General features: G+C 60.6%; 15 protein-coding genes. 7 read left to right on the top strand and 8 right to left on the bottom strand.

What is annotated here, in order from left to right; all coding sequences use genetic code 11:
* Positions 1-171: 171 nt before the first annotated feature.
* From FKG95_RS13515 to FKG95_RS13505, 3 genes are all read right to left on the bottom strand, one after another.
* Positions 172-384: a hypothetical protein gene (locus tag FKG95_RS13515; RefSeq protein ID WP_142896901.1), complete on the bottom strand. Its 213-nt coding sequence runs from the start codon at positions 382-384 to the stop codon at positions 172-174.
* 472 nt (positions 385-856) lie between these two features.
* Positions 857-1,279, bottom strand: a complete 423-nt coding sequence (locus FKG95_RS13510; protein WP_142896900.1) for a response regulator — start codon at positions 1,277-1,279, stop codon at positions 857-859.
* The gene (locus FKG95_RS13505) at positions 1,276-2,775 is read right to left on the bottom strand and encodes a sensor histidine kinase (RefSeq protein WP_142896899.1); all 1,500 of its coding nucleotides are present in this window, start codon (positions 2,773-2,775) and stop codon (positions 1,276-1,278) included. Before FKG95_RS13505 ends, FKG95_RS13510 begins: the two co-directional genes overlap by 4 nt.
* Positions 2,776-3,092: 317 nt before the next feature.
* Here FKG95_RS13505 and FKG95_RS13500 point away from each other — a divergent pair, with 317 nt between their 5' ends.
* Both FKG95_RS13500 and FKG95_RS13495 read left to right on the top strand, forming a co-directional pair.
* The gene (locus tag FKG95_RS13500; RefSeq protein WP_142896898.1) at positions 3,093-3,680 is read left to right on the top strand and encodes a 2OG-Fe(II) oxygenase; all 588 of its coding nucleotides are present in this window, start codon (positions 3,093-3,095) and stop codon (positions 3,678-3,680) included.
* A 230-nt stretch (positions 3,681-3,910) separates the two neighbouring features.
* Positions 3,911-5,221, top strand: a complete 1,311-nt coding sequence (locus FKG95_RS13495; RefSeq protein WP_142896897.1) for an MFS transporter — start codon at positions 3,911-3,913, stop codon at positions 5,219-5,221.
* 301 nt (positions 5,222-5,522) lie between these two features.
* Here FKG95_RS13495 and FKG95_RS13490 read toward each other — a convergent pair whose 3' ends face one another.
* Positions 5,523-6,149, bottom strand: a complete 627-nt coding sequence (locus tag FKG95_RS13490; protein WP_142896896.1) for a TetR/AcrR family transcriptional regulator — start codon at positions 6,147-6,149, stop codon at positions 5,523-5,525.
* Between the two features lie 128 nt (positions 6,150-6,277).
* Here FKG95_RS13490 and FKG95_RS13485 point away from each other — a divergent pair, with 128 nt between their 5' ends.
* The 3 genes from FKG95_RS13485 to FKG95_RS13475 are packed head-to-tail and all read left to right on the top strand — an operon-like array spanning position 6,278 to position 10,677.
* Positions 6,278-8,620, top strand: a complete 2,343-nt coding sequence (locus FKG95_RS13485) for an efflux RND transporter permease subunit (RefSeq protein WP_179954085.1) — start codon at positions 6,278-6,280, stop codon at positions 8,618-8,620.
* Between the two features lie 23 nt (positions 8,621-8,643).
* The gene (locus tag FKG95_RS13480; protein WP_218940190.1) at positions 8,644-9,459 is read left to right on the top strand and encodes an outer membrane lipoprotein-sorting protein; all 816 of its coding nucleotides are present in this window, start codon (positions 8,644-8,646) and stop codon (positions 9,457-9,459) included.
* Positions 9,460-9,474: 15 nt separating this feature from the next.
* Entirely contained in the window at positions 9,475-10,677 is a 1,203-nt protein-coding gene (locus tag FKG95_RS13475) for a hypothetical protein (protein ID WP_142896894.1), read from the top strand.
* 265 nt (positions 10,678-10,942) lie between these two features.
* Here FKG95_RS13475 and recQ read toward each other — a convergent pair whose 3' ends face one another.
* A complete protein-coding gene (gene recQ / locus FKG95_RS13470) occupies positions 10,943-12,859 on the bottom strand; it encodes a DNA helicase RecQ (protein ID WP_142896893.1) in 1,917 nt (638 codons plus the stop codon).
* Positions 12,860-13,182: 323 nt separating this feature from the next.
* Here recQ and FKG95_RS13465 point away from each other — a divergent pair, with 323 nt between their 5' ends.
* Positions 13,183-13,581 (top strand): Hpt domain-containing protein, encoded by a 399-nt coding sequence (locus FKG95_RS13465; RefSeq protein ID WP_142896892.1) that lies wholly within the window; start codon positions 13,183-13,185, stop codon positions 13,579-13,581.
* 130 nt (positions 13,582-13,711) lie between these two features.
* Complete coding sequence (locus tag FKG95_RS13460) at positions 13,712-14,470, top strand: glucose 1-dehydrogenase (protein ID WP_142896891.1); 759 nt, start codon at positions 13,712-13,714, stop codon at positions 14,468-14,470.
* Between the two features lie 95 nt (positions 14,471-14,565).
* On the opposite strand, the gene FKG95_RS13455 is transcribed toward FKG95_RS13460, so the two are convergent.
* The 3 genes from FKG95_RS13455 to FKG95_RS13445 all read right to left on the bottom strand — a co-directional run bounded on the left by FKG95_RS13455 (position 14,566) and on the right by FKG95_RS13445 (position 18,884).
* Positions 14,566-15,282 (bottom strand): Bax inhibitor-1/YccA family protein, encoded by a 717-nt coding sequence (locus FKG95_RS13455; RefSeq protein ID WP_142896890.1) that lies wholly within the window; start codon positions 15,280-15,282, stop codon positions 14,566-14,568.
* A gap of 129 nt (positions 15,283-15,411) precedes the next feature.
* Positions 15,412-18,099, bottom strand: coding sequence for an ABC transporter permease (locus tag FKG95_RS13450; protein WP_246116766.1), 2,688 nt, complete (start codon positions 18,097-18,099; stop codon positions 15,412-15,414).
* The gene (locus FKG95_RS13445; protein WP_246116765.1) at positions 18,096-18,884 is read right to left on the bottom strand and encodes an ABC transporter ATP-binding protein; all 789 of its coding nucleotides are present in this window, start codon (positions 18,882-18,884) and stop codon (positions 18,096-18,098) included. Before FKG95_RS13445 ends, FKG95_RS13450 begins: the two co-directional genes overlap by 4 nt.
* Positions 18,885-19,041 lie beyond the last annotated feature (157 nt).

Below are 19,041 nucleotides of genomic sequence, written 5' to 3'. Positions count from 1 at the left end.
ACACAAACAGGTCTGGCGCCCCAAGAAGCAAGTCAGGAACGGATTCACAGGTTTTAGCGAAAACACGTAGTGTTTCCGTTAAAACCTGACCCGCTCTAGGGCGCGGTTTTCATAAGAGAGTGGTCTTTGCACGCGCTCCGGGCCAGAGCGCCAGGTTCATTCCGGCCTTGGTCAGGACGCCATGCGGACGACTTCGAGTCCCTGATCGGCGAAGTGGTCGATCATGTCCTCGAACTTGCGGGTATAGCGGTTACGGAACTTTGCAAAGTCCGCTGCTATCAATGCTTCCGGGTTGGCCGACTTTTCAAATTCGCTGATCCGGTAGGACATTTCCGACCGGTACAGAGCGAAAGCGCCGTTGGATACCAACTCATCGCGTTTCATCACAGTCTCCCTGACATTCAGTTCGTAAAACCCAAGTCTCACCGAGGTCGAGGCTCCAAACGGCTGTCACTATATCAAGTTCAGCTGTCATAGGAAACAAAAATGTTGCAATGCAATAAAATTGCCTCATTTCCGATAAAAAGTCCACAAAAAATCTAGGGATATTGGAGTTTAACAAATGTTTATATACGCTTAATAATGTTGCATCCGGTTGTTCAGGTTACGTTGCAATGCAATAAAAACATGCAATTTCCGGCTTTGTGCCTGCGATCTGCGCTGCTTGGCGCCCCTTGTTGATGCCCGGACCGCCCATGCACGATTCGAAGCCCCATGATCAGGCCGGACCGCCTCTGGGTTATGGGCTCATAAACTGCGAAGGACAATGGAATGACGCGCTCTACATCATAGAGTTAGAGCAGATTCACCGGTACGCCGGATCGCCGAAGGCGATTCCATCTAAACCGGAACTGCTCTAGCTGTAATGCCGTTTGACGAGTGCTTGGAGTTTTTGTTTGGTCAGGGGTTTGACGATGTAATCCTTGACGAAATCATAGGAAAAGGCCGTTTCCCTATCCTTGGCGTTCTCCGACGAGGAGAACATCATCACCTTGAAGCCGGTCCTGAGACTCTCGTCGCGCTCCAGGTGCTCTTTCATGGATTCCAGGACATCGAAGCCGGTCATGCGCGGCATGTTGATATCCAGAAGGATTAAAACCGGCGGCGGAGGCACGCCGATGTCGCGTTCGCGGGTTACAGGATCGGCGATGGCTTCCAGAAAAGCGTCCCCTGCCTCGTACTCGGCAAATCTGCTGTCCTCCACACCGGCCTGGACGATGCGGCGCGTGATGTAGCGGTCGATCTCGTCGTCATCAACAAGGACCACGGAGATTGTCATTTAGCGACCTCCAGTTTCTGAGCCGGTTGCTCAGACACGGGTGTTTTATGATCTTGCGGCAGGGATATCGTGAAGCAGGATCCCTCTCGCGAGCTGACAACTTCTATGCCGCCCCCGAGATGACTTAGGTTTTTTTCCACAAGGGCAAGGCCCAGGCCGCTGCCCGGTTCGTTAGAGTTTGCCACCCTTTTGAAAAGCTTGAAGATCTTGCCAAGGTGATCTTCAGGAATTCCGATTCCGTTGTCCTCGACCGCCAGCTTGATGGCGCCGTCCTCGTCCCAGGTTTCGATATGGATCCTATGCTCCGTCTTCTCGGGGTCGCGGTACTTGTATGCGTTGGCGAGGAGGTTTTCGAGAATGGCGCTCAGGCGTGCCGGGACACTGCGGACCGGATCGCCATGGGCGAAAGCGGTGGTCAGGCCGGGCGTCAGGCTGAATTGACCTTGAACGGCCTGCGCGGCTTCGCTTACCAGATCAGGGATCGAGACGTCCTCCATCACGTCATCCAGGTGATCCGCTCGGGCCAGGGTCAGCATGTCCTCGATCCGTCCCGAGAGACGTTGCGCCAGCATCCGGGCGCGCGAAAGATTGGTTTGCACCTCTTCCAGGTCCCCGTTCTCGAGGTCGGTCTCGCTGAGTTCCAGGATACCGCTGATCGATGAAAGCGGCGCTTTCAGATCGTGCGAAGCACTGTAGGCAAATTCCGTGAGCTCGTGATTCAGGCGTTCAAGGTCTTCGTTTTTCCGGCGAATGTTTTTTTCGTTCTCTTTGCGTTCGGTGATGTCGATGACCGTTGCCATGACCAGGCGGCCGTCAGCTCCATCAAGCGGGGTCAGGCCGATTTCAACCGGAAACTCCGTCCCGTCTTTTTTGAGACCGAAAAGATCGCGGCCCACACCCATGCTGCGCCGGTCCCGGGTGTTCTGGTAGCTTGTGCGGTAGACGGCATGTTTTCTGTGATAGCGTTCCGGCACAAGTCGTTCGATCTTGTCACCGATCAGTTCCTGGTTCTCATAGCCGAACATCCTGTTGGCCTGCTCGTTCACGAGTTCGATCTTGCCTTGCTCGTCGATCATAACCATGGCGCTGGAGGCCGCGTCGATCGCCCGGCGAATCTTGACCTCGCCCATTTTACGCTCGCGGATATCCAGGATAGAGACCATCACTAGCGTGCTTTCGTCCGACGTGACCGGGTCCAGGCCGATCTCCACCGGGATCAGCTCTCCGTCTTTTCGGACGCCGTAGAGATCGCGGCCGGTGCCCATGTTCCGGTTTGTCGGCACCTCAAAGAAAGCCTGGCGCAGCTCGGGATGGGCGTCCCGGATTTCCTGAGGGACTAAAACATCGACGCACTGGTTATGAAGTTCGCCGTCCTGATAGCCGAAGAGCTCGGCAAAACGGCGATTGCACAATACGATATTGCCGTCGCGCGAAGCCAACATCAGGGGCGTCGGGCAAACCTCCAGGGCTATCCGGTATTCTTCACGTATTTCCACGACACCCAGGTCAAATATCTGTCTGTCTTAGTATAGGCTACCATACATCCTACAATCTTTGCTAAATTGGAGTTAAATATTAGCTTTTTTCAGGTTGTGCGGTATTAAAACTCTGGATTGATTGTCGAGCGGTGACGTTATCATTTGCAATCTTTTGAGGCCGGATCAGGAAGTCGATAAGCGCGGTGTCGGATCGGACGGAGTATTCGGGAGCCCCTCGCAGCAGAATCTGGTTCAAACGCCCCGTGACGGCTTTCAGAGACAGAGATTTCGCGTCGAATCTTGAGTCCGGTTATAAGATGCCGCTATAAGCGGTTATGACCAATCACGCTATGCCTCCGGGCGCTCCTGATTTTGTCGAGACCTATTCGGATGTGATTGATGCCGCGACCTGCCGCGACATCATCACCCGTTTTGAAGCGGATGACCGCAAGCGGCCGAGCTGGTCACGGCTGAGCACTACGCCCAAAGACCGGACCGGCATGATGCTCAGTCTGCCCGATCACGAAGACTGGCAGGATGTCGTCGATAAAGTCGGCCAGGCTGTCATGCTGCGCGTCCAGGACTACGCCAAGCGCTATTCGGCCTTTGGTATGGTCCTGAAAAGCGGCAACTGCAAGCTGACTCACCCCCTGCTCGAGCGTATCGAGCCCGGACAGGGCTTTGACTGGCACATTGACGGCAGCAAACCGGGCTCGGCTCACCGTGTCCTCTCGACGATCCTCTATCTTGCGACCATTGATGAGGGCGGCGAAACCCAGTTTGCCTACCAGGGCAAGGCGGTGCGTCCGGCCGCCGGTATGCTGGTGATCTTCCCGCCTTTCTGGACTCATCTGCACCGTGGTGCCACGCCCGTCAAAGGCTCCAAATACAATCTGACCAGCTTTGTGGTGCTGCCGAGCTGACACCTCATGCGCAAGCAACACCAGGAGGCTATCCTTCGCCGGAGAGCTTGTGTCGAAAACGTATGAGATTGTCGCAGATCAGACGAAACCTGTCTTGAAAACAACGACTTTAGCGCCGTCAAAGCTTTTGAATGCGCCCGCCGCGAAAATTCAGTAGCGCGGTTTTAAAATCTGCTGCATAAGCGATTTGGAATCATTTAGAGCATGCGCTAGCTGCGGCGGAGGAGCCTGTGTTTGCGGCGATATCGACGGCCTGGCCGTTACTGCTGGGAATTGGGCTCCTGATGATCGGCAATGGGCTGCAGGGCACCCTGCTGGGTGTGCGCGCCACGCTCGAGGGATTCCCGACGGCGACGACCGGTCTCATCATGTCCTGTTACTACGCGGGTTTCCTGTCGGGGTCGCTGATCACACCCCGCGTGGTCGCCCGTGTCGGGCACGTCCGGGTCTTCGCGGCGCTGGCCTCGCTGGCTTCAGCTTCCGCCATCGTGCATGCGGTCTTTCTCGACCCCTACAGCTGGGGCGCCATGCGTCTGGTCACCGGGTTCTGTTTCGCCGGTCTCTACGTGGTCGCCGAGAGCTGGCTGAACGATATCGCGACCAACGACACCCGTGGCCAGCTGCTTTCCGTCTACATGGTGATCACCCTGGGCGGCATGGCGGGCGGGCAGTTGCTGCTGAATTTTGCCGATCCGGAGAGCTTCAAGCTCTTTGCCATGATCTCGGTCCTGATTTCCGTCGCGCTGGTCCCGACCTGTCTGACCGCGTCGCGCACCCCCAGCTTCGACGCGCCGACGCCGGTGCCGCTGATGAAGCTCTACAGGCTTTCGCCCCTGGGTGTCGTAGGCTCGCTGATCACCGGAACCGCGAACGGCGCACTCTTCGGCATGGGGGCGGTCTATGCCGGCAGCGTGGGGATGTCCTTTGCCGAGATTTCCTATTTCATGGGCGCCAGCGCCATCGGCGGCATGCTCCTCCAATGGCCGATCGGCCGTATTTCGGACCGCTACGACCGCCGGACGGTCTTGACCGTCGTGACCTTTCTGGCGGCCCTCGTCGCGGCGGCCCTTATCTGGATGCCGATGCAGGACTTTTCGATACTGCTGGTCATGATTGCGCTTTTTGGCGGTCTGAACTATCCGCTCTATTCGCTCTTCATCGCCCACACCAACGATTTCCTGGAACCGGACCAGCGGGTCGCGGCCAGCTCCGGCCTGATGCTGGTGATCGGCATCGGCGCAATCATCGGGCCTTTTGCCGCCGCCACCTCAATGAACCTTTTCGGGTCTGAGGGGTATTTCATCTGCCTCTGCGCCATTCACGTCCTAATCGGCGTCTTTGCGCTCTATCGCATGTCCATGCGTTCGGCGGTACCGGTCGACGAACAGGTCGCCTACGTCGCGATGCCACTGCGGGCGACCCCGGCGGCCGCCGCGCTCAACCCCGAGGCCGAGTGGGTCGAGGACGATGAAGAGGCCGCTGCCGGAGAAGAGGAAACCGGAGAAGAGGAAGCCGAAGCCCCTGCGAATGCGGGAAGTTGACACGGATTCCAGGGTCAGGAGCTATTCATCCGCGAAGCGCCAGTGTCCGGTTTGAGCCCGAACAGACTGATACTGCAGACCGCTTGCATGTCAGCGTGAGCGCCACGGACCGATTTCTCCCAGATCCCGTGATAGTCTGAAACTCAACATCTCTTGATCATCTGGTGACCTGCTAGTGTGATGTTTCTGAAGTTCGCCGCACAATATGCGGCGAATTTGAGAGACTGAATCACACTAGATTCAATGAGTTAGTGTCCCATTGAATCTAAAATTCAATGAAATGAATTTCAGATTCGGGATACTAGGGCGAGGTTCTGAGAGTCGTTGATGCGCCCATTAGCGTGTCGACACACTTCCGGGACCAGTCCTTCGGCTTTGGATAAGGCTTCTTTGTAAGGCATAATTGAGCGCGCACATAGGAGAGCGACTCCCACATCCCGATCAACTGTTCTGACAGTTCTTCCGCGGTCAGGGTTGACCGGATGTGGTCTGCTTCCAGGCCCTGTCTGAGCAGATCCGTCAGCCGGGCATGCGTTCGCCCGTAGGCGGCGTCGTAGAACGTTCTGGCCACTGTTGGGTGATCCCGTGCCTCCTCGTGTATGAGCTGCCCGAACTGGATGATGTCGCGCTCGTTCAGAAAGCTGAGAAGCTGGGTGCCGTATTGGATGAGAATCGTGCGAAGCGCCTCGGGGCTTTCAACGTCAGTCGGGACACCTGTTTCGAACCGGTCTCCCTCTGCCTCGACGACCAGGCGGAACAGTTCGGATTGATCCGGGAAGTACTTGTACATCGTTGTCTTTGAGACCGATGCCTCACGCGCAAGCGTGTCTGTCGAGACCTTGTCCACACCTTCACTGAAGTAGAGCCGACGGGCCGCCTTCAGGATCCTGTCAGGCGGGCTTCCTGGTTTAAATAGCTTCTCTGTCACGGCCGCTCAGTCCTCCTAAGACCCAATGATACAGCACTGCCCACTTTTTTCTCCACCCCTCCCTTGTCAAGGGGCGGTATTCGAGTATATGGACGGTACCGTACTGTTCATTTTAGGAGATGCCGGACATGAACCCCCAACACTGGGAGCGTCTGGGACGCAGCTTTGCCGAGGCGTCGATCAGATTGCGCTGGCTGGTGATTGCCCTGTCGGTCGCCTTGTCAATCGGAATAGGCTATGGGGCATCGACACTACAGTTTGCCGGCGACTACCGGGTCTTCTTCGGACCGGACAACCCCGACTTTGTCGCCAACGAGCGGGCTCAAGCCACATTCGGCAAACCCGACAACGTCGTGTTCGTCATCATCCCGGACGATGGGGAGGTGTTCACCTCAGACACGCTGCGGGCGGTGCATGCGCTCACCGAAGCGGCCTGGACCGGCATTCCTTACGTCTCCCGCGTCGACAGCCTGACGAACTTTCAGAATACTCAAGGGGATGGTGACAATCTGATTGTCGAAGACCTGGTGTTCGATCCGACGACCCTGAGTGAGACGTCGCTCGCGGAAGTGCGCCGTGCCGCGATGCAAGAGCCGCTTGTAAACGGGTTCGTCGTCTCGCCCGGCGCTGACGCGACGCTCGTAAATGCCGTCGTCCAACTTCCTTCAGAAATTCCCAACATGGCCTCGCAAGCCAATAGCGTCGCTCGGGACATTCGCGACCGGATCGAGGCGGAGTTCCCTGGGCACACCATCCACATCACAGGTGTCGCATCGCTGAGCGCTGCCTTCGAGGAAGCGGGTGTCGCTGACAGCTCGACCCTCATCCCTGCGGTCTACGGGCTCATTCTGGTCGTGATGCTGGTGGCGCTGCGCTCGCTTAGCGCCGTCCTGGCTAGTCTTCTGCTGATCCTTCTCTCGACCTTCGTCGGCATGGGAGTCGGTGGACTTGCGGGCGTGGAACTGACGCCGATCTCTCTCGCGGCACCGACAATCATCCTGACCATTGCGGTTGCCGACGCGATCCACGTCATTGCGGGGGTGAGAGGCGAGATGCGACGAAAGGCCTCCCGCCGCGACGCCATCATCCAGTCGCTGGGGCTTAACTTTCTCCCCATCGGGATCACCTCGCTCACGACAGTCATTGGCTTCCTGACACTCAACTTTTCGGACAGCCCGCCATTCCATCATCTCGGCAACATGACCGCCGCCGGGATCGCCGCCGCCTGGCTGCTGTCGATCACCTTCCTGCCGGCTCTCCTGTCGGTTCTGCCGATGTCGTTCCGGCAAGCGACCGGGTCGGACGGCCGAACCGGGACCATGACCAGAGTGGCCTCCGGCGTCATCTCCGCGCCGCGAGCGTTTCTTGGCGCGCTGGCGGTCGGGTCGGCGGCGGCGATTGCCTACACCCCAACGATCGAGATCAACGACCAGTGGTCAAAGTATTTCGACCAAAGCCTGGAGTTCCGTCAAGCGATCGACGCGAGTGATCCTTACTTCGGATCGGACACGGTCGAGTTCATCTTGGACCCTGGCGCGCCGGGCGAAGTCGTCGATCCTGAATTCCTGGCCGTGGTTGACGCGTTCGCCGCGTGGCTGCGGGAACAGCCCAGCGATGTCGCCCACGTCTTCGCGCTCTCGGACATCATGAAGCGGCTCAACCGCAATCTGAACGGTGACGATCCCGCGTTCTACCGGCTGCCGGAGGATCAGGCGCTCGCCAGCCAATATCTCTTGGTCTACGAACTCAGCCTCCCTTACGGCCTCGGCCTCAACGACCGCGTCGATATCGACCGCCAATCGACGCGCGTCACCGCGTCGATGAGAGATATCTCCACGGGCGAAACCCGGGACTTCGTCAGCAAGGCCGAGGCATGGTTCGCCGCGAACGGGCGCGGCTATGGTTTGGAAGTGACCGGGCCGAAAGTGCTCTTCGCCTTCGTCGCGGATCGCAACATCCAAGCCGCCGCGGACGGGGCAATTTATCTGATCATTGCGATCCTGGTGATTCTCACCGTCGCCTTCCGATCCCTGTCGGTAGGGCTGCTCAGCGTGATCGCCAACGTGCTCCCGATCCTGACAGCCTTTGGCATATGGGCGCTCCTGGTCGGTGTCGTCGGGTTCTCAATAGCAGCCGTTGGCGCGGTGGCTGTCGGCCTGGTTGTCGATTTCACCGTGCACTTCCTGTCGAAGTACGACCACCGGCGCCACGCAGAGGGCGGCAGCGTCGTCGACGCCGTACGCTATGCCTTCGACACGGCCGGGCAAGCCATCGTTCTGACCACGGTGATCCTCGCCTCCGGCTTTGCGATCCTCGCCACATCGACTTTCAAGCTGAACGCGGACATGGGCCTTCTGACGGCGATCAGCATCGTGCTCGCAATGCTGGTCAACCTTCTGCTTGTGCCAGCCATCCTGCTCATCGCCGGGCAGCGGATCCAATCAGTTGAGAGCCACACCACCGCTTCCTGACATCTCAATCCAAGGAGAAGACTATGATCTCTCGTGTTGTTACTGCTCTTTCCATGGCCTCTGCCCTGGCCTTGCCGCTCGGCGCCTTTGCCGAGGACCTCGCCGGTCTGCCGCCAGAAGAGCGCGGCTACCGGATCATGGAACGTTCGGATCTGAGCGATGCGGGGTTCGGGTCAAGCACCGTCGATCTGACCATGACACTGACAGATGGATCGGGCCGGTCGACGGTTCGGAACATGCAAATCGACACGCTGGAGAAGAGAGGAAACGGCAACGGGGACAAGTCGCTCACCCGCTTCTTCTCGCCGCCTGACGTCGAGGGTACGGCGCTCTTGAGCCATGCCCGCATCCTGGATCCGGACGATCAATGGCTCTATTTGCCGGGGCTGCGCCGCGTGAAGCGCATCTCCTCGTCCAACAAGTCGGGGCCCTTTGTGGGGTCCGAGTTCGCATTTGAAGACCTGACCGCCAACGAGCTTGGCAAATACGCTTACCGCTACCTGGAGACCGTGCAAGATGCAGCGACCGGGCTGGAGCTCGATGTCGTCGAATGCAAACCGCTTTATGAGCGTTCCGGATATTCAAAGCTCCACTGCTATGTAGACGCCGAGATCCACCAGTCGCGCCGCGTGGAGTTCTTCGACCGGGGCGGGCGTCTCTTCAAGACACTGGAACTCCTGGACTACCGCCAGTCGACGGACGGCTTCTGGCGCGCCCATGAGCAGGTTATGACCAATCACTTGACAGGTAAGGCGACGACGCTGCGATTTGGTGAGTTCGAGTTCGGCATCTCGCTCAACCAGCGCGACTTCGAGCCCTCGATCCTCGACCGGCTCTGACGCTTGGGGATCCACGTGCATCGGTTCGTTCACCTTACTACTGTGCTGGCGGCGGTCTTGAGCCACGGGACCGCCGCCTTAGCGGGCGGCACATTCCGGATATCCCCCGAGGTCGCCTTCGAGGGCCGTTTCTTCGGGGAAGATCCCCTCTTCGAAGGGCAGTTCGATCGTGTTCAGGGAGGCCTGATCCTTTCGGGCGACCTACGTTGGACGAACGATGATCGGAACGTCCGCGTTCTTATCGAGCCCTATCTGCGGCTCGATAGCCAAGACGACGCGCGCACCTACTTCGATCTGAGAGAGGGCAGCGTCTTCTATCGCGCGGGAGACTGGGACTTTCTGGCCGGCGTATCACAGGTCTTCTGGGGCGTGGCTGAGTCCCGCAATGTGGTCGACATCATCAACCAATTCGACACCGTCGAGGACTTCGACGAAGGCGAGAAGCTGGGCCAACCCATGCTGCGTGTCGGGCGCGCGACTGATTATGGGACCTTCGAGGCCTACTATCTTCCGTTCTTCCGGGAGCGCGAGTTCGCGGGCGTGAACGGTCGGTTGCGGACCGCCCTCCCGGTCGATGAGGACGCCGCGACCTTCGAGCGAGAGGGTGAGGTATTCGCAGGCGACTTCGCGCTGCGATACTCAAACCGCTTCGACGCCTTTGACCTCGGTCTCCACGCCTTTTACGGGACAAGCCGCAATCCGGTGCTGACCCCTGACGCGGCAGGCACCGAGCTTGCACCCTTCTACCCGAGGCTCGTACAAGGCGGCGTGGATCTTCAATACACCAGTGGCCCCTGGCTATTGAAGCTCGAGGCGGTCGGGGCCGACACTGCGAACGACACCTTTGCCTCCACCGTAGCTGGCTTCGAATACACGTTCTTCGATATCCGGCGGTCCGGCGTCGATGTCGGCCTGATCGGTGAGTATCTCCACGACAGTCGGGATCAGGCACGCGCGCCGGTCACCCTGTTCGAGAACGACATGTTTGTAGGGACACGCATCGCGCTCAATGACACGCAAGATACAGAGATCCTGGCGGGCGCTATCGTGGACACCGAGACAAGCGGCACAGTCGCATCAGTCGAGGCGCAGACAAGGCTCGGAGATCGCTTCCTGCTGGAGGCAGAGGCGCGCTTATTCATCGGCTCAGACGATCCGCTGGTCGAACCCTTCCAGGACGATGACCATCTGCTGCTCCGGTTGACGTATTTCTTCTAGAGGCAACCGTTATGCCGCCAAGAATTAATTTCGATTTCTTTCCGGCCCGATATGACGCTGTCTCGTGTCCAGACTGGCTATCCATATCTGCTCCTCCGCTGAAGAAGCGAAGTTCGACTGCGCGCGTTTGCGGACATCTGACATTCTCACTCAGATGACCGCTCGCTTTGTCCACATCCCGGCCATTCGGCCTCTTGAAAGCTTGTGGCTTCTCGATCTGAGGCAGACCGGGTTTCGACAGCTGGAAGCCGGTCGCAACCGCCTCTCACGCCCGCGACGTGATGACCTCAAGGAAGGCGCTGCCGTAGCGTTCCAGCTTCGCCTGTCCGACCCCTGAGAGTCCCGCGAACTCCGACAGGTTGGCCGGTTGCTGCAGCACCATGGCGACCAGCTGTTTGTCCTGAAAGATGACGTAAGGCGGCACGCCCTGGGCCTTGGCCAGCTCCATGCGTTTGGCGCGCAGGGCCTGGAACAGGGCGTCCTGTTCCGGATCGCCGAAGTCGACCGGACCCTTGCTTTTGCCGCTGCGTCCGGTACTGCCCGCGCCGCGCTTGGCCGCCGGATCCCGACGCAGCTCGATGCGCCGTTCGCCGCGCAGGACCTCGCGGCAGTCATTGCCCAGACGGAGCCCGCCGTAGCCCTCCATGTCGACCACCAGCAGGCCCAGGGAGACCAGTTGGCGAATGACGGAGCGCCATTCGTCCCGCGAGACCTCCTTGCCGATGCCGTAGGTGCTCAGCTCGTCATGGCGGAACTTGCGGATGCGTTCCGTGTCGCCGCCCAGCAGCACGTCGATGATGTGGGCCGCGCCGAACAACTGGCCGGTACGGTAAACGCAGGAGAGGGCTTTTTGCGCGATCTCCGTACCGTCGAAGCTGCTGACCGGTTCCAGACAGGTGTCGCAGTTGCCGCAGGCCGCCATATCGCTCTCGCCAAAATACTCCAACAGCACCTGGCGGCGGCAGCGGGTGGTTTCGCAGAAGCCCAGCAGTGCATCGAGTTTGCGGCTTTCGATTCGCTTTTGTGCTTCCGAGGCTTCGGAGGTTTCCGCCATCTGGCGCAGCTTGGCGACATCCTGCAAGCCGTAAATCATCCAAGCCTCGGAGGGCAGGCCGTCGCGGCCCGCGCGCCCCGTTTCCTGATAATAGGCTTCCATGCTTTTCGGCAAATCAAGATGAACGACGAAACGAACGTCCGGTTTGTCGATCCCCATGCCGAAGGCGATGGTCGCGACCACGACGATGCCCTCTTCCTTGATGAAGCGGTCCTGATTGGCGGCGCGCACCTGCGCGTCCAGACCGGCGTGGTAGGGCAGGGCATTGTAGCCTTCGTCCGCCAGCTTGGCCGCAGTCTCTTCCACCTTGTTGCGCGAGAGGCAATAGACGATCCCCGCCTGGCCCTTGCGGTCCGCGAGAAACCGCAGAAGCTGGTTGCGCGGGGCGGTCTTGGGCTGCACCGAATAGCGGATGTTGGGCCGGTCGAACCCGGCGACGAAGGAACGGCCTTCCCCCAGCTCCAGGCGCTCCAGGATATCGCGCCGGGTCGGTCCGTCGGCGGTCGCGGTCAGGGCGATCCGGGGTACCCAGGGGAAGCGGTTGTGCAGAATTGCGAGCTGCAGATACTCGGGCCGGAAATCGTGACCCCATTGGGACACGCAGTGCGCCTCGTCGATGGCGAAGAGGGCCAGTTCGCAGTCTTCCAGCAGCGCCAGAAAAGAATCGGTCAGCAGGCGTTCCGGCGCGACATAGACCAGATCGAGCTGGCCCGCGCGCAGTTGGCGCTCGACCGTCGTGGCTTCGCCGAAGGAGAGCGAGGAGTTGAGTGCGGCGGCCCTGACCCCGAGCTGCTTGAGGCTCTCGACCTGGTCGCGCATCAGCGCGATCAAGGGCGAGACGACGATGGCGGCGCCCGGACGCACGATGGCCGGGATCTGGTAGCAGAGGGATTTACCGCCTCCCGTGGGCATCAGCACCAGCGCGTCGCCGCCCTCGACCACATGCCGGATGATATCGCCCTGTTCGCCCCGGTAACTCTCGAAACCAAAGACGCTCCTCAGCACCTCGCGGTCAGGGCTTGCCCCTTGAGGGTCAAAGGGCGCAGGCGTCTCTGTCTGCTTTGCGGGCAGCCCGGATGACTCCGGATCAAAAGCGGGCGCGGCGGGATGATCCAGGAGATCTGACATGGAACCTGACGGTGAGAGATAAGGACTGAAATCTGCATCCAGAGTAGTCTGTCCCGCCGACCACAAGCAACCGAACCTTTCTGTGTTCGTGATTGAAAAGCACGCGCCGGCATCAACCAAAGGTGAATTACAGCTTATATTCATTAACCACTCTATGGTAATTAGAAGTGGTACGACCCGACAACCAACGGCTTTGCGTCTGATCTTAGTTGATATATCGCATTATCTACGGCCGGACTTCAGTGTCGTTGGCGACCGGGTTGAGCGGAGTTGCGGAAGGGCAGGTCTGGTCCTGCCCCGCTGGTAAGTGCGAAAAGCCGACGATGAAAACGATCGACGTTGACGCCATCCCCACGGCCGAAGAGCTGCAGGCGATGTTCATTGAGGGGGCGCAAGAGGGCATTGCCGAATTGCACCGGCAGTCAACCGCCGCGCGCGCCGGCAACGTCGCCTGGCCCGAGGCGATTTCCGTCATGCGGGGCATTGCGCACGATATCAAGGGGCAGGGCGGCAGTTTCGGCTATCCTCTCGTCACCGCGATCGGAAACTCCCTCTCCGCCCTTCTCAAGCACGAACGTCTCTTGAGCGATCCCGGCCTGGAGCTTCTCTCGGCGCACCTGGCGGCCTTAACGGCCATCATGGACAAAGCGATCCAGGGTGACGGCGGGGATCTGGGCAGCAGCTATGTCGAACGCCTGGATGCTCTGGTCACGGAGCTTTAGGTCAGATCAGGTGTTTCAAAATGTGCGCTCGAGATCAGTCATTAACTGATCGAGAGGCAGCGAATTTTGTATCTGCTTAACCGCAAATTGCTTTAGCCTCTCTCCAAATCATCTGAAGGGAGAGCGCTCAATGCGTCTTGAGAACAAGGTTGCGATCATCACCGGTGGCGGGTCCGGGTTCGGCCAGGGAATTGCGGAGCTTTTCGCCGCCGAGGGTGCGGCTGTGGTCGTGGCGGATATCAATGGCGCAGCGGCCAGGGATGTGGCCGACGGTATTGCGGCGTCCGGTGGCCGGGCCAGCGCTGTTGAGGCGGACGTAACCAAACGCGCAGGCGCCGCGGCCATGGTCGCCTCTGCGTCAGACAGCTTCGGCGGGCTCGACATTCTCGTGAACAATGCCGGCGCGGCCCATCGCAACAAGTCGATGCTCGAGGTCACGGAAGAGGAATTCGACCGCATCTACGACGTCAATGTAAAGGCGATCTATCTGGCGGCGTTGGAAGCGGTGCCTCTGTTCCGCAAACAAGGCGGCGGCTGTATCATCAACACCAGCTCCACCGCGGCCCTTCGCCCACGGCCCGGACTGACCGTCTACAACGGTTCCAAGGGCGCGGCCAATGTCATGACCAAATCCATGGCCGTGGAGTTGGCGCCGGACAAGATCCGGGTCAATGCCATCTGTCCCGTGATCGGTGAAACCGGGTTGCTGGAGACCTTCATGGGCGTGCCCGATACGCCGGAAAACCGCAAAAAGTTCGAGGCCACCATCCCGCTCGGCCGCTTCTCGACCCCCGCCGACATCGCCCAGGCCGCGCTTTACTTCGCCGCCGACGAAGCCGCCTTCATCACCGGTGTCTGCATGGAGGTCGACGGCGGGCGCTGTATCTAAGGCCTTTTTGACCGGTACTGCTTCGATGACCGCAAAAGCAAAAGGCCCGGCGTAAGCCGGGCCTTTCTCCTTTGGATCGGACGATCCGAAGTTGCTTATTCGCGGTTCCCGAAGAGCTGCAGCAGGAACAGGAACATGTTGATGAAGTCGAGATAGAGCCGCAGGGCACCCATGATCGCCTTCTTCTCCATGACTTCGCCGCCATCGGATTCCGCATACATGTTCTTGATCTGCTGGGTGTCGTAGGCCGTCAGACCTGCGAAAATCAGCACACCCACGACCGAGATCACGAACTGGATCATCGGTGAGGCCAGGAAGATGTTCACCACCATCGCGACGATGATACCGATCAGGCCCATCATCAGGAAGGAGCCCATCCCCGAGAGGCTCTTCTTCGTGGTGTAGCCGTAGAGGCTTAGACCCGCGAAGGCCGCGGCCGTCACGAAGAAGACCCGCGTGATCGAGGCGCCTGTGTAGACCATGAAGATGAAGGACAGGGACAGGCCCATCAGGCCGGCATAGACCCAGAAGAGGGTCTGGGCCGTCATGGCCTTCATTTTGTGGACGCGCGCCGACAGGAAAAACACCATTCCCAGCGGGGCCAGCATCACGACCCACTGCAGGGGGGTCCCGAAGATAGCGGCCATGAGCGTCTCGCTTTTGGAAACGCCGTAGGCCACCGCACCGGTCACTGCCATTGCAGCGGCCATGTAGTTATACACGTGGAGCATGTAGCTCCGCAGGCCGACGTCGTATTGCGACAGTTCAGCCTGATTGGTAGACATATAGCGGCGGTCTGGGCCGTTAACCATAGCTTTGATCCTCAATGATCCAGTTTGAATCTGCGCCTAATATTGGGGCTTATCAGACATGAATCAACACATTTCCACATAAAGCGTGCGACAATTCGATTTGGCGAGCCAGGGTTGTGATTCTGCACATTACTCGTTGCGCAGCAGCGGCGCCGCCTTTTGTCCCAGCGCCCGCCAGGTGCCCGCGAAGCCGAACAGCAGCGTGATGGCGGTCGCGATCAGGGCGGTCGAAACCACGGCCCAGGGCTGGAAAACGAAATCCAGGCGCATGATCTCGGTGATCACCAGGAAGGCCGCCGTTGTTCCCAGCACCGCGGCAATCGCGGCCGTCAGGGCACCCAGGAGCCCGTATTCGAGCAAAAAGGCCCGCCCGATGGTGGCGCGGGTGGCGCCGAGCACCTTGAGGATCACCGCATCATAGACCCGCCTGTGGTGTCCGGCCGCGACGGCGCCCGCCAGCACCAGCACCCCAGCCACCAGGGCGATCGAGGCGGTTGCCCGCACCGCGGTGGAAACCTGCTCGAGCAGTTCGGTGACGGCGTTCAGCGCTTCCTTGACCCGGATCGAGGAGACGTTGACGAAGCGGTCGGTGACGGCGCGCTCTATGCGGTCTTCGATTTCAGGTGCCGCCCGTACGGTCGCGATCTGGGTCTGTGGCGCTTGAGACAGCAGGCCCGGCGAAAAGACCATGACGAAGTTGAGCTGCAGCTGGGACCAGTCGATCGCGCGCAGGTTGGCGATCTCCACATCGACATCCCGGCCCAGGATGTTAATGGTCAGGCTGTCGCCGAGTTCCAGGCCCAGACCGTCCGAGATCTGCTGATCCAGGGAGACCAGGGGTTTGCCTTCGTAATCCTCGGGCCACCAGTCGCCCCGGGTCAGCTCGGAATTGGGCGGCGGCGTACGGGACCAGGTCAGGCCTCGGTCGCCCCGGAAGATCCATTTGATATCCGAGGGGACCTCGATCTCCGAGGGGGCCAGGCCGTTCACGCCGGTAATCCGGCCGCGCAGCATGGGCACGCGCCGCAGTTCCGTGATGCCGGGAATGCTCTCGACCACCTCGTCAAAGGCCTCGACCTGATCCGGCTGGATATCGATGAAGTAGAAGCCCGGGGCTTCCTCGGGAAGGTTCTGTTCGACCTGCTGGGTCAGGTTGCCCTCGATCTGCGCGATCGTGACCAGCACCGTCAGGCCCAGGCCCAGGGACAGCACCACGCTCGGGGTCGGCGCGCCCGGCCGGTAGAGATTGGCGATGGCCAGGCGCAGGCTCGGCAATTTCGAGCGCGGCGCCTTGCGGGCCAGCGCCATGACCGCGCGCGCGGTCACGTAGAAGACCAGAAAGGCGATCAAAGCGGCGGCAACGAAAAAGCCGGCGATTTTCTGGTCGACCGCCGTCAGGACCGCCAGAGCCGCCAGGATTCCGCCGGAGACCAGGATGCTCAGGCTCATCCCGGCACTCAGATGTCCTTTGGCCGGCGCGATCGCGCTGCGGAAAAGGCTGGCCGGCGCCACGTCGCGGGCCCGGCCGAGGGACCAGAGCGAGAAGGTCAGGGCGGTCAGCAGGCCGAAAACGGCCGCTGTGATCAGGGGCAGCGGATAGAGCCCGACCACCGCGCGCCAGCCCAATGCATCGCCGATCAGGTTTGCGACGACCATGGGCGCGAAGGCGCCGATCACCAGACCGATCACCGTGCCCAGCGCCGCCAGCAGGAGGATCTGGATCAGATAGACCTTGAAGATCAGCTCCCCGGGCGCGCCCAGGCACTTCAGAGTGGCGATGGTCGCGGTCTTGCCTTCCAGGTAGCTGCGGGTCGCGTTGCCGACGCCCACGCCGCCGACCAGCAGGGCGGTCAGGCCGACCAGGGTCAGAAACAGCGTCAGGCGGTCGATGAACTGGCTGACCCTCGGGGCCGCGGAGGAGGAATCGCGGATACGCCAGCCGGCTTCCGGGAAGGTCTCCTCCAGGTCGGCCCGGAATGCCAAAGCGGTCTGGGTCTCGGGCAGCGCCAGCCGGTAATCGTAGCGGGTCATGCTGCCGGGCTGAATCAAACCGGTAGCAGGCAGGGCGTCGGCGGAAATCATGAAGCTCGGCCCGACCGTGAAGGCCCGGGTCGTGTGGTCCGGCTCCTTCAGCAGGGTGGCGCGGATGACAAAGCTGCCTTCGCCCAGGTTGACCCTGTCGCCGATCTTGAGCTCCAGGCGGCGCAGGGCGCGCGGATCGATGGCCGCGCCCCAACTGCCGTCGGCAAAGGCCAGGGCGGCTTCCAGGCTTCCGGGCGCCGCATCCGAAGCGGCATCCTCATCGGGATTTCCCGTTCCGAGTCTGACCTCGCCGTAAAGCGGATAGAGATCGTCAACCGCCCGCAGTTCCACCAGCACGCGCTTTGAGTCCGCGCCGATCCCGCGGGCCATCGCGCGCATCTCGACGACCTTGGAAATGGTCGCGCGCTCGGAGAGCCAGGCGCGCTGGTCTTCTTCCGCCGGGCGATGGATCAGGTTCAAGGACATGTCGCCGCCCAACAATGCCCGGCCATCGTTGCGCAGGCCCTCGACCATGGACTGGGAGACCGATCCGACACCCGAGATGGCGGCGACCCCCAGAATCAGGCAGGCCAGAAAGATCCGGAAGCCGTGCAGCCCCGCCCGCAACTCGCGCCGGGCGAAGCCGAAGGCGATCCGGGTTGAGCCCTTGATGTCCCGGTCCCCACTGTTGTGGGAAGTCTGCCCGTTGTCGTAAGTCTGCCCAGTGTCTGAAGTCTGGCCAGGGTCTGAAGTTTGGCCAGTGTCGGGGGCCTGTCCGTTGTCGAGGCTACTCACCCGCCTGCGCCCTCGTGACCGGGGGCCGACGCGCTGTTGGCTCCTGCCAGGCCGTGGTCCACGATCAGGCCGTCGAGCAGTTTGACCGTCCGGTCGCAGCGTTCCGCCAGTTGCGGATCATGGGTGATCAGCACCAGGGTCGTGCCGTGCTGTGCCTGCAGATCGAACAGGAGCTGGATCACCGTGTCGCCGGTCGCGCCGTCCAGGTTTCCGGTCGGCTCGTCGGCCAGCAGAAGGTCCGGCTCGGGTGCGAAGGCGCGGGCCAGGGCCGTGCGTTGCTGCTCGCCGCCGGAGAGCTGACCGGGGTAGTGGGTCAGGCGGTGACCCAGGCCGACGGCTTCCAGACAGGCCGCGGCGCGGTCGAAGGCGTCGCCCCGGCCCGCCAGTTCCAGCGGAATGGCCACGTTTTCCAGGGCGGTCATGGTCGGGACCAGGTGAAAGTCCTGGAACACGATGCCCACGGCGTCCCTGCGGAAGCGGGCGAGCCCGTCTTCGTCCAGGGCGGTGAAATCGGTATCGCCGATCACGACCCGCCCCTCGCTGGCCCGTTCCAGACCGGCCATGATCATCATCATCGAGGACTTGCCCGATCCGGAAGGACCGACCACGCTGACGGTCTCGCCGCGCCGGATGTCCAGGTCCAGACCGCGCAGGATATGAACCGGCCCGGCGGTCGAAGGCAGGGTCAGTTCCACGGCATCGAGACGGATGATGGAGTCCCCTCTCGAGTCCGGCTTGGAGGCCTGATCGCCTGCCGTTGCGCGGTCCAGCGGCGCGTGCATCATGGGGGTCTCCGAATTGGTTTGTTGAATCTCAGGGCTTGATTGAAGCATCTTGTCGGCGTCGGGCAAGGTTCAATGTTCCTGGTAAAAGCCGAAAATTGTGTAAAACAAAGCCCTTCCGATATGGTCTGGAAGAATTGCTTTTCAACGCCAAGGCTCT

Source organism: Denitrobaculum tricleocarpae (assembly GCF_007004665.1).
GTDB lineage: Bacteria > Pseudomonadota > Alphaproteobacteria > Kiloniellales > Kiloniellaceae > Denitrobaculum > Denitrobaculum tricleocarpae.
The sequence above is the reverse complement of the archived record's forward strand: the minus strand, read 5'-3'. Positions and strand labels throughout refer to the sequence as shown.

Coding starts and splice junctions, on each gene's coding strand:
- FKG95_RS13460 (WP_142896891.1), top strand. CDS start 13,712: ATGCGTCTTGAGAACAAGGTTGCGATCATCACCGGTGGCGGGTCCGGG.
- FKG95_RS13445 (WP_246116765.1), bottom strand. CDS start 18,884: ATGATGCACGCGCCGCTGGACCGCGCAACGGCAGGCGATCAGGCCTCC.
- FKG95_RS13515 (WP_142896901.1), bottom strand. CDS start 384: ATGAAACGCGATGAGTTGGTATCCAACGGCGCTTTCGCTCTGTACCGG.
- FKG95_RS13480 (WP_218940190.1), top strand. CDS start 8,644: ATGATCTCTCGTGTTGTTACTGCTCTTTCCATGGCCTCTGCCCTGGCC.
- FKG95_RS13465 (WP_142896892.1), top strand. CDS start 13,183: ATGAAAACGATCGACGTTGACGCCATCCCCACGGCCGAAGAGCTGCAG.
- FKG95_RS13500 (WP_142896898.1), top strand. CDS start 3,093: ATGACCAATCACGCTATGCCTCCGGGCGCTCCTGATTTTGTCGAGACC.
- recQ (WP_142896893.1), bottom strand. CDS start 12,859: ATGTCAGATCTCCTGGATCATCCCGCCGCGCCCGCTTTTGATCCGGAG.
- FKG95_RS13455 (WP_142896890.1), bottom strand. CDS start 15,282: ATGGTTAACGGCCCAGACCGCCGCTATATGTCTACCAATCAGGCTGAA.
- FKG95_RS13485 (WP_179954085.1), top strand. CDS start 6,278: ATGAACCCCCAACACTGGGAGCGTCTGGGACGCAGCTTTGCCGAGGCG.
- FKG95_RS13510 (WP_142896900.1), bottom strand. CDS start 1,279: ATGACAATCTCCGTGGTCCTTGTTGATGACGACGAGATCGACCGCTAC.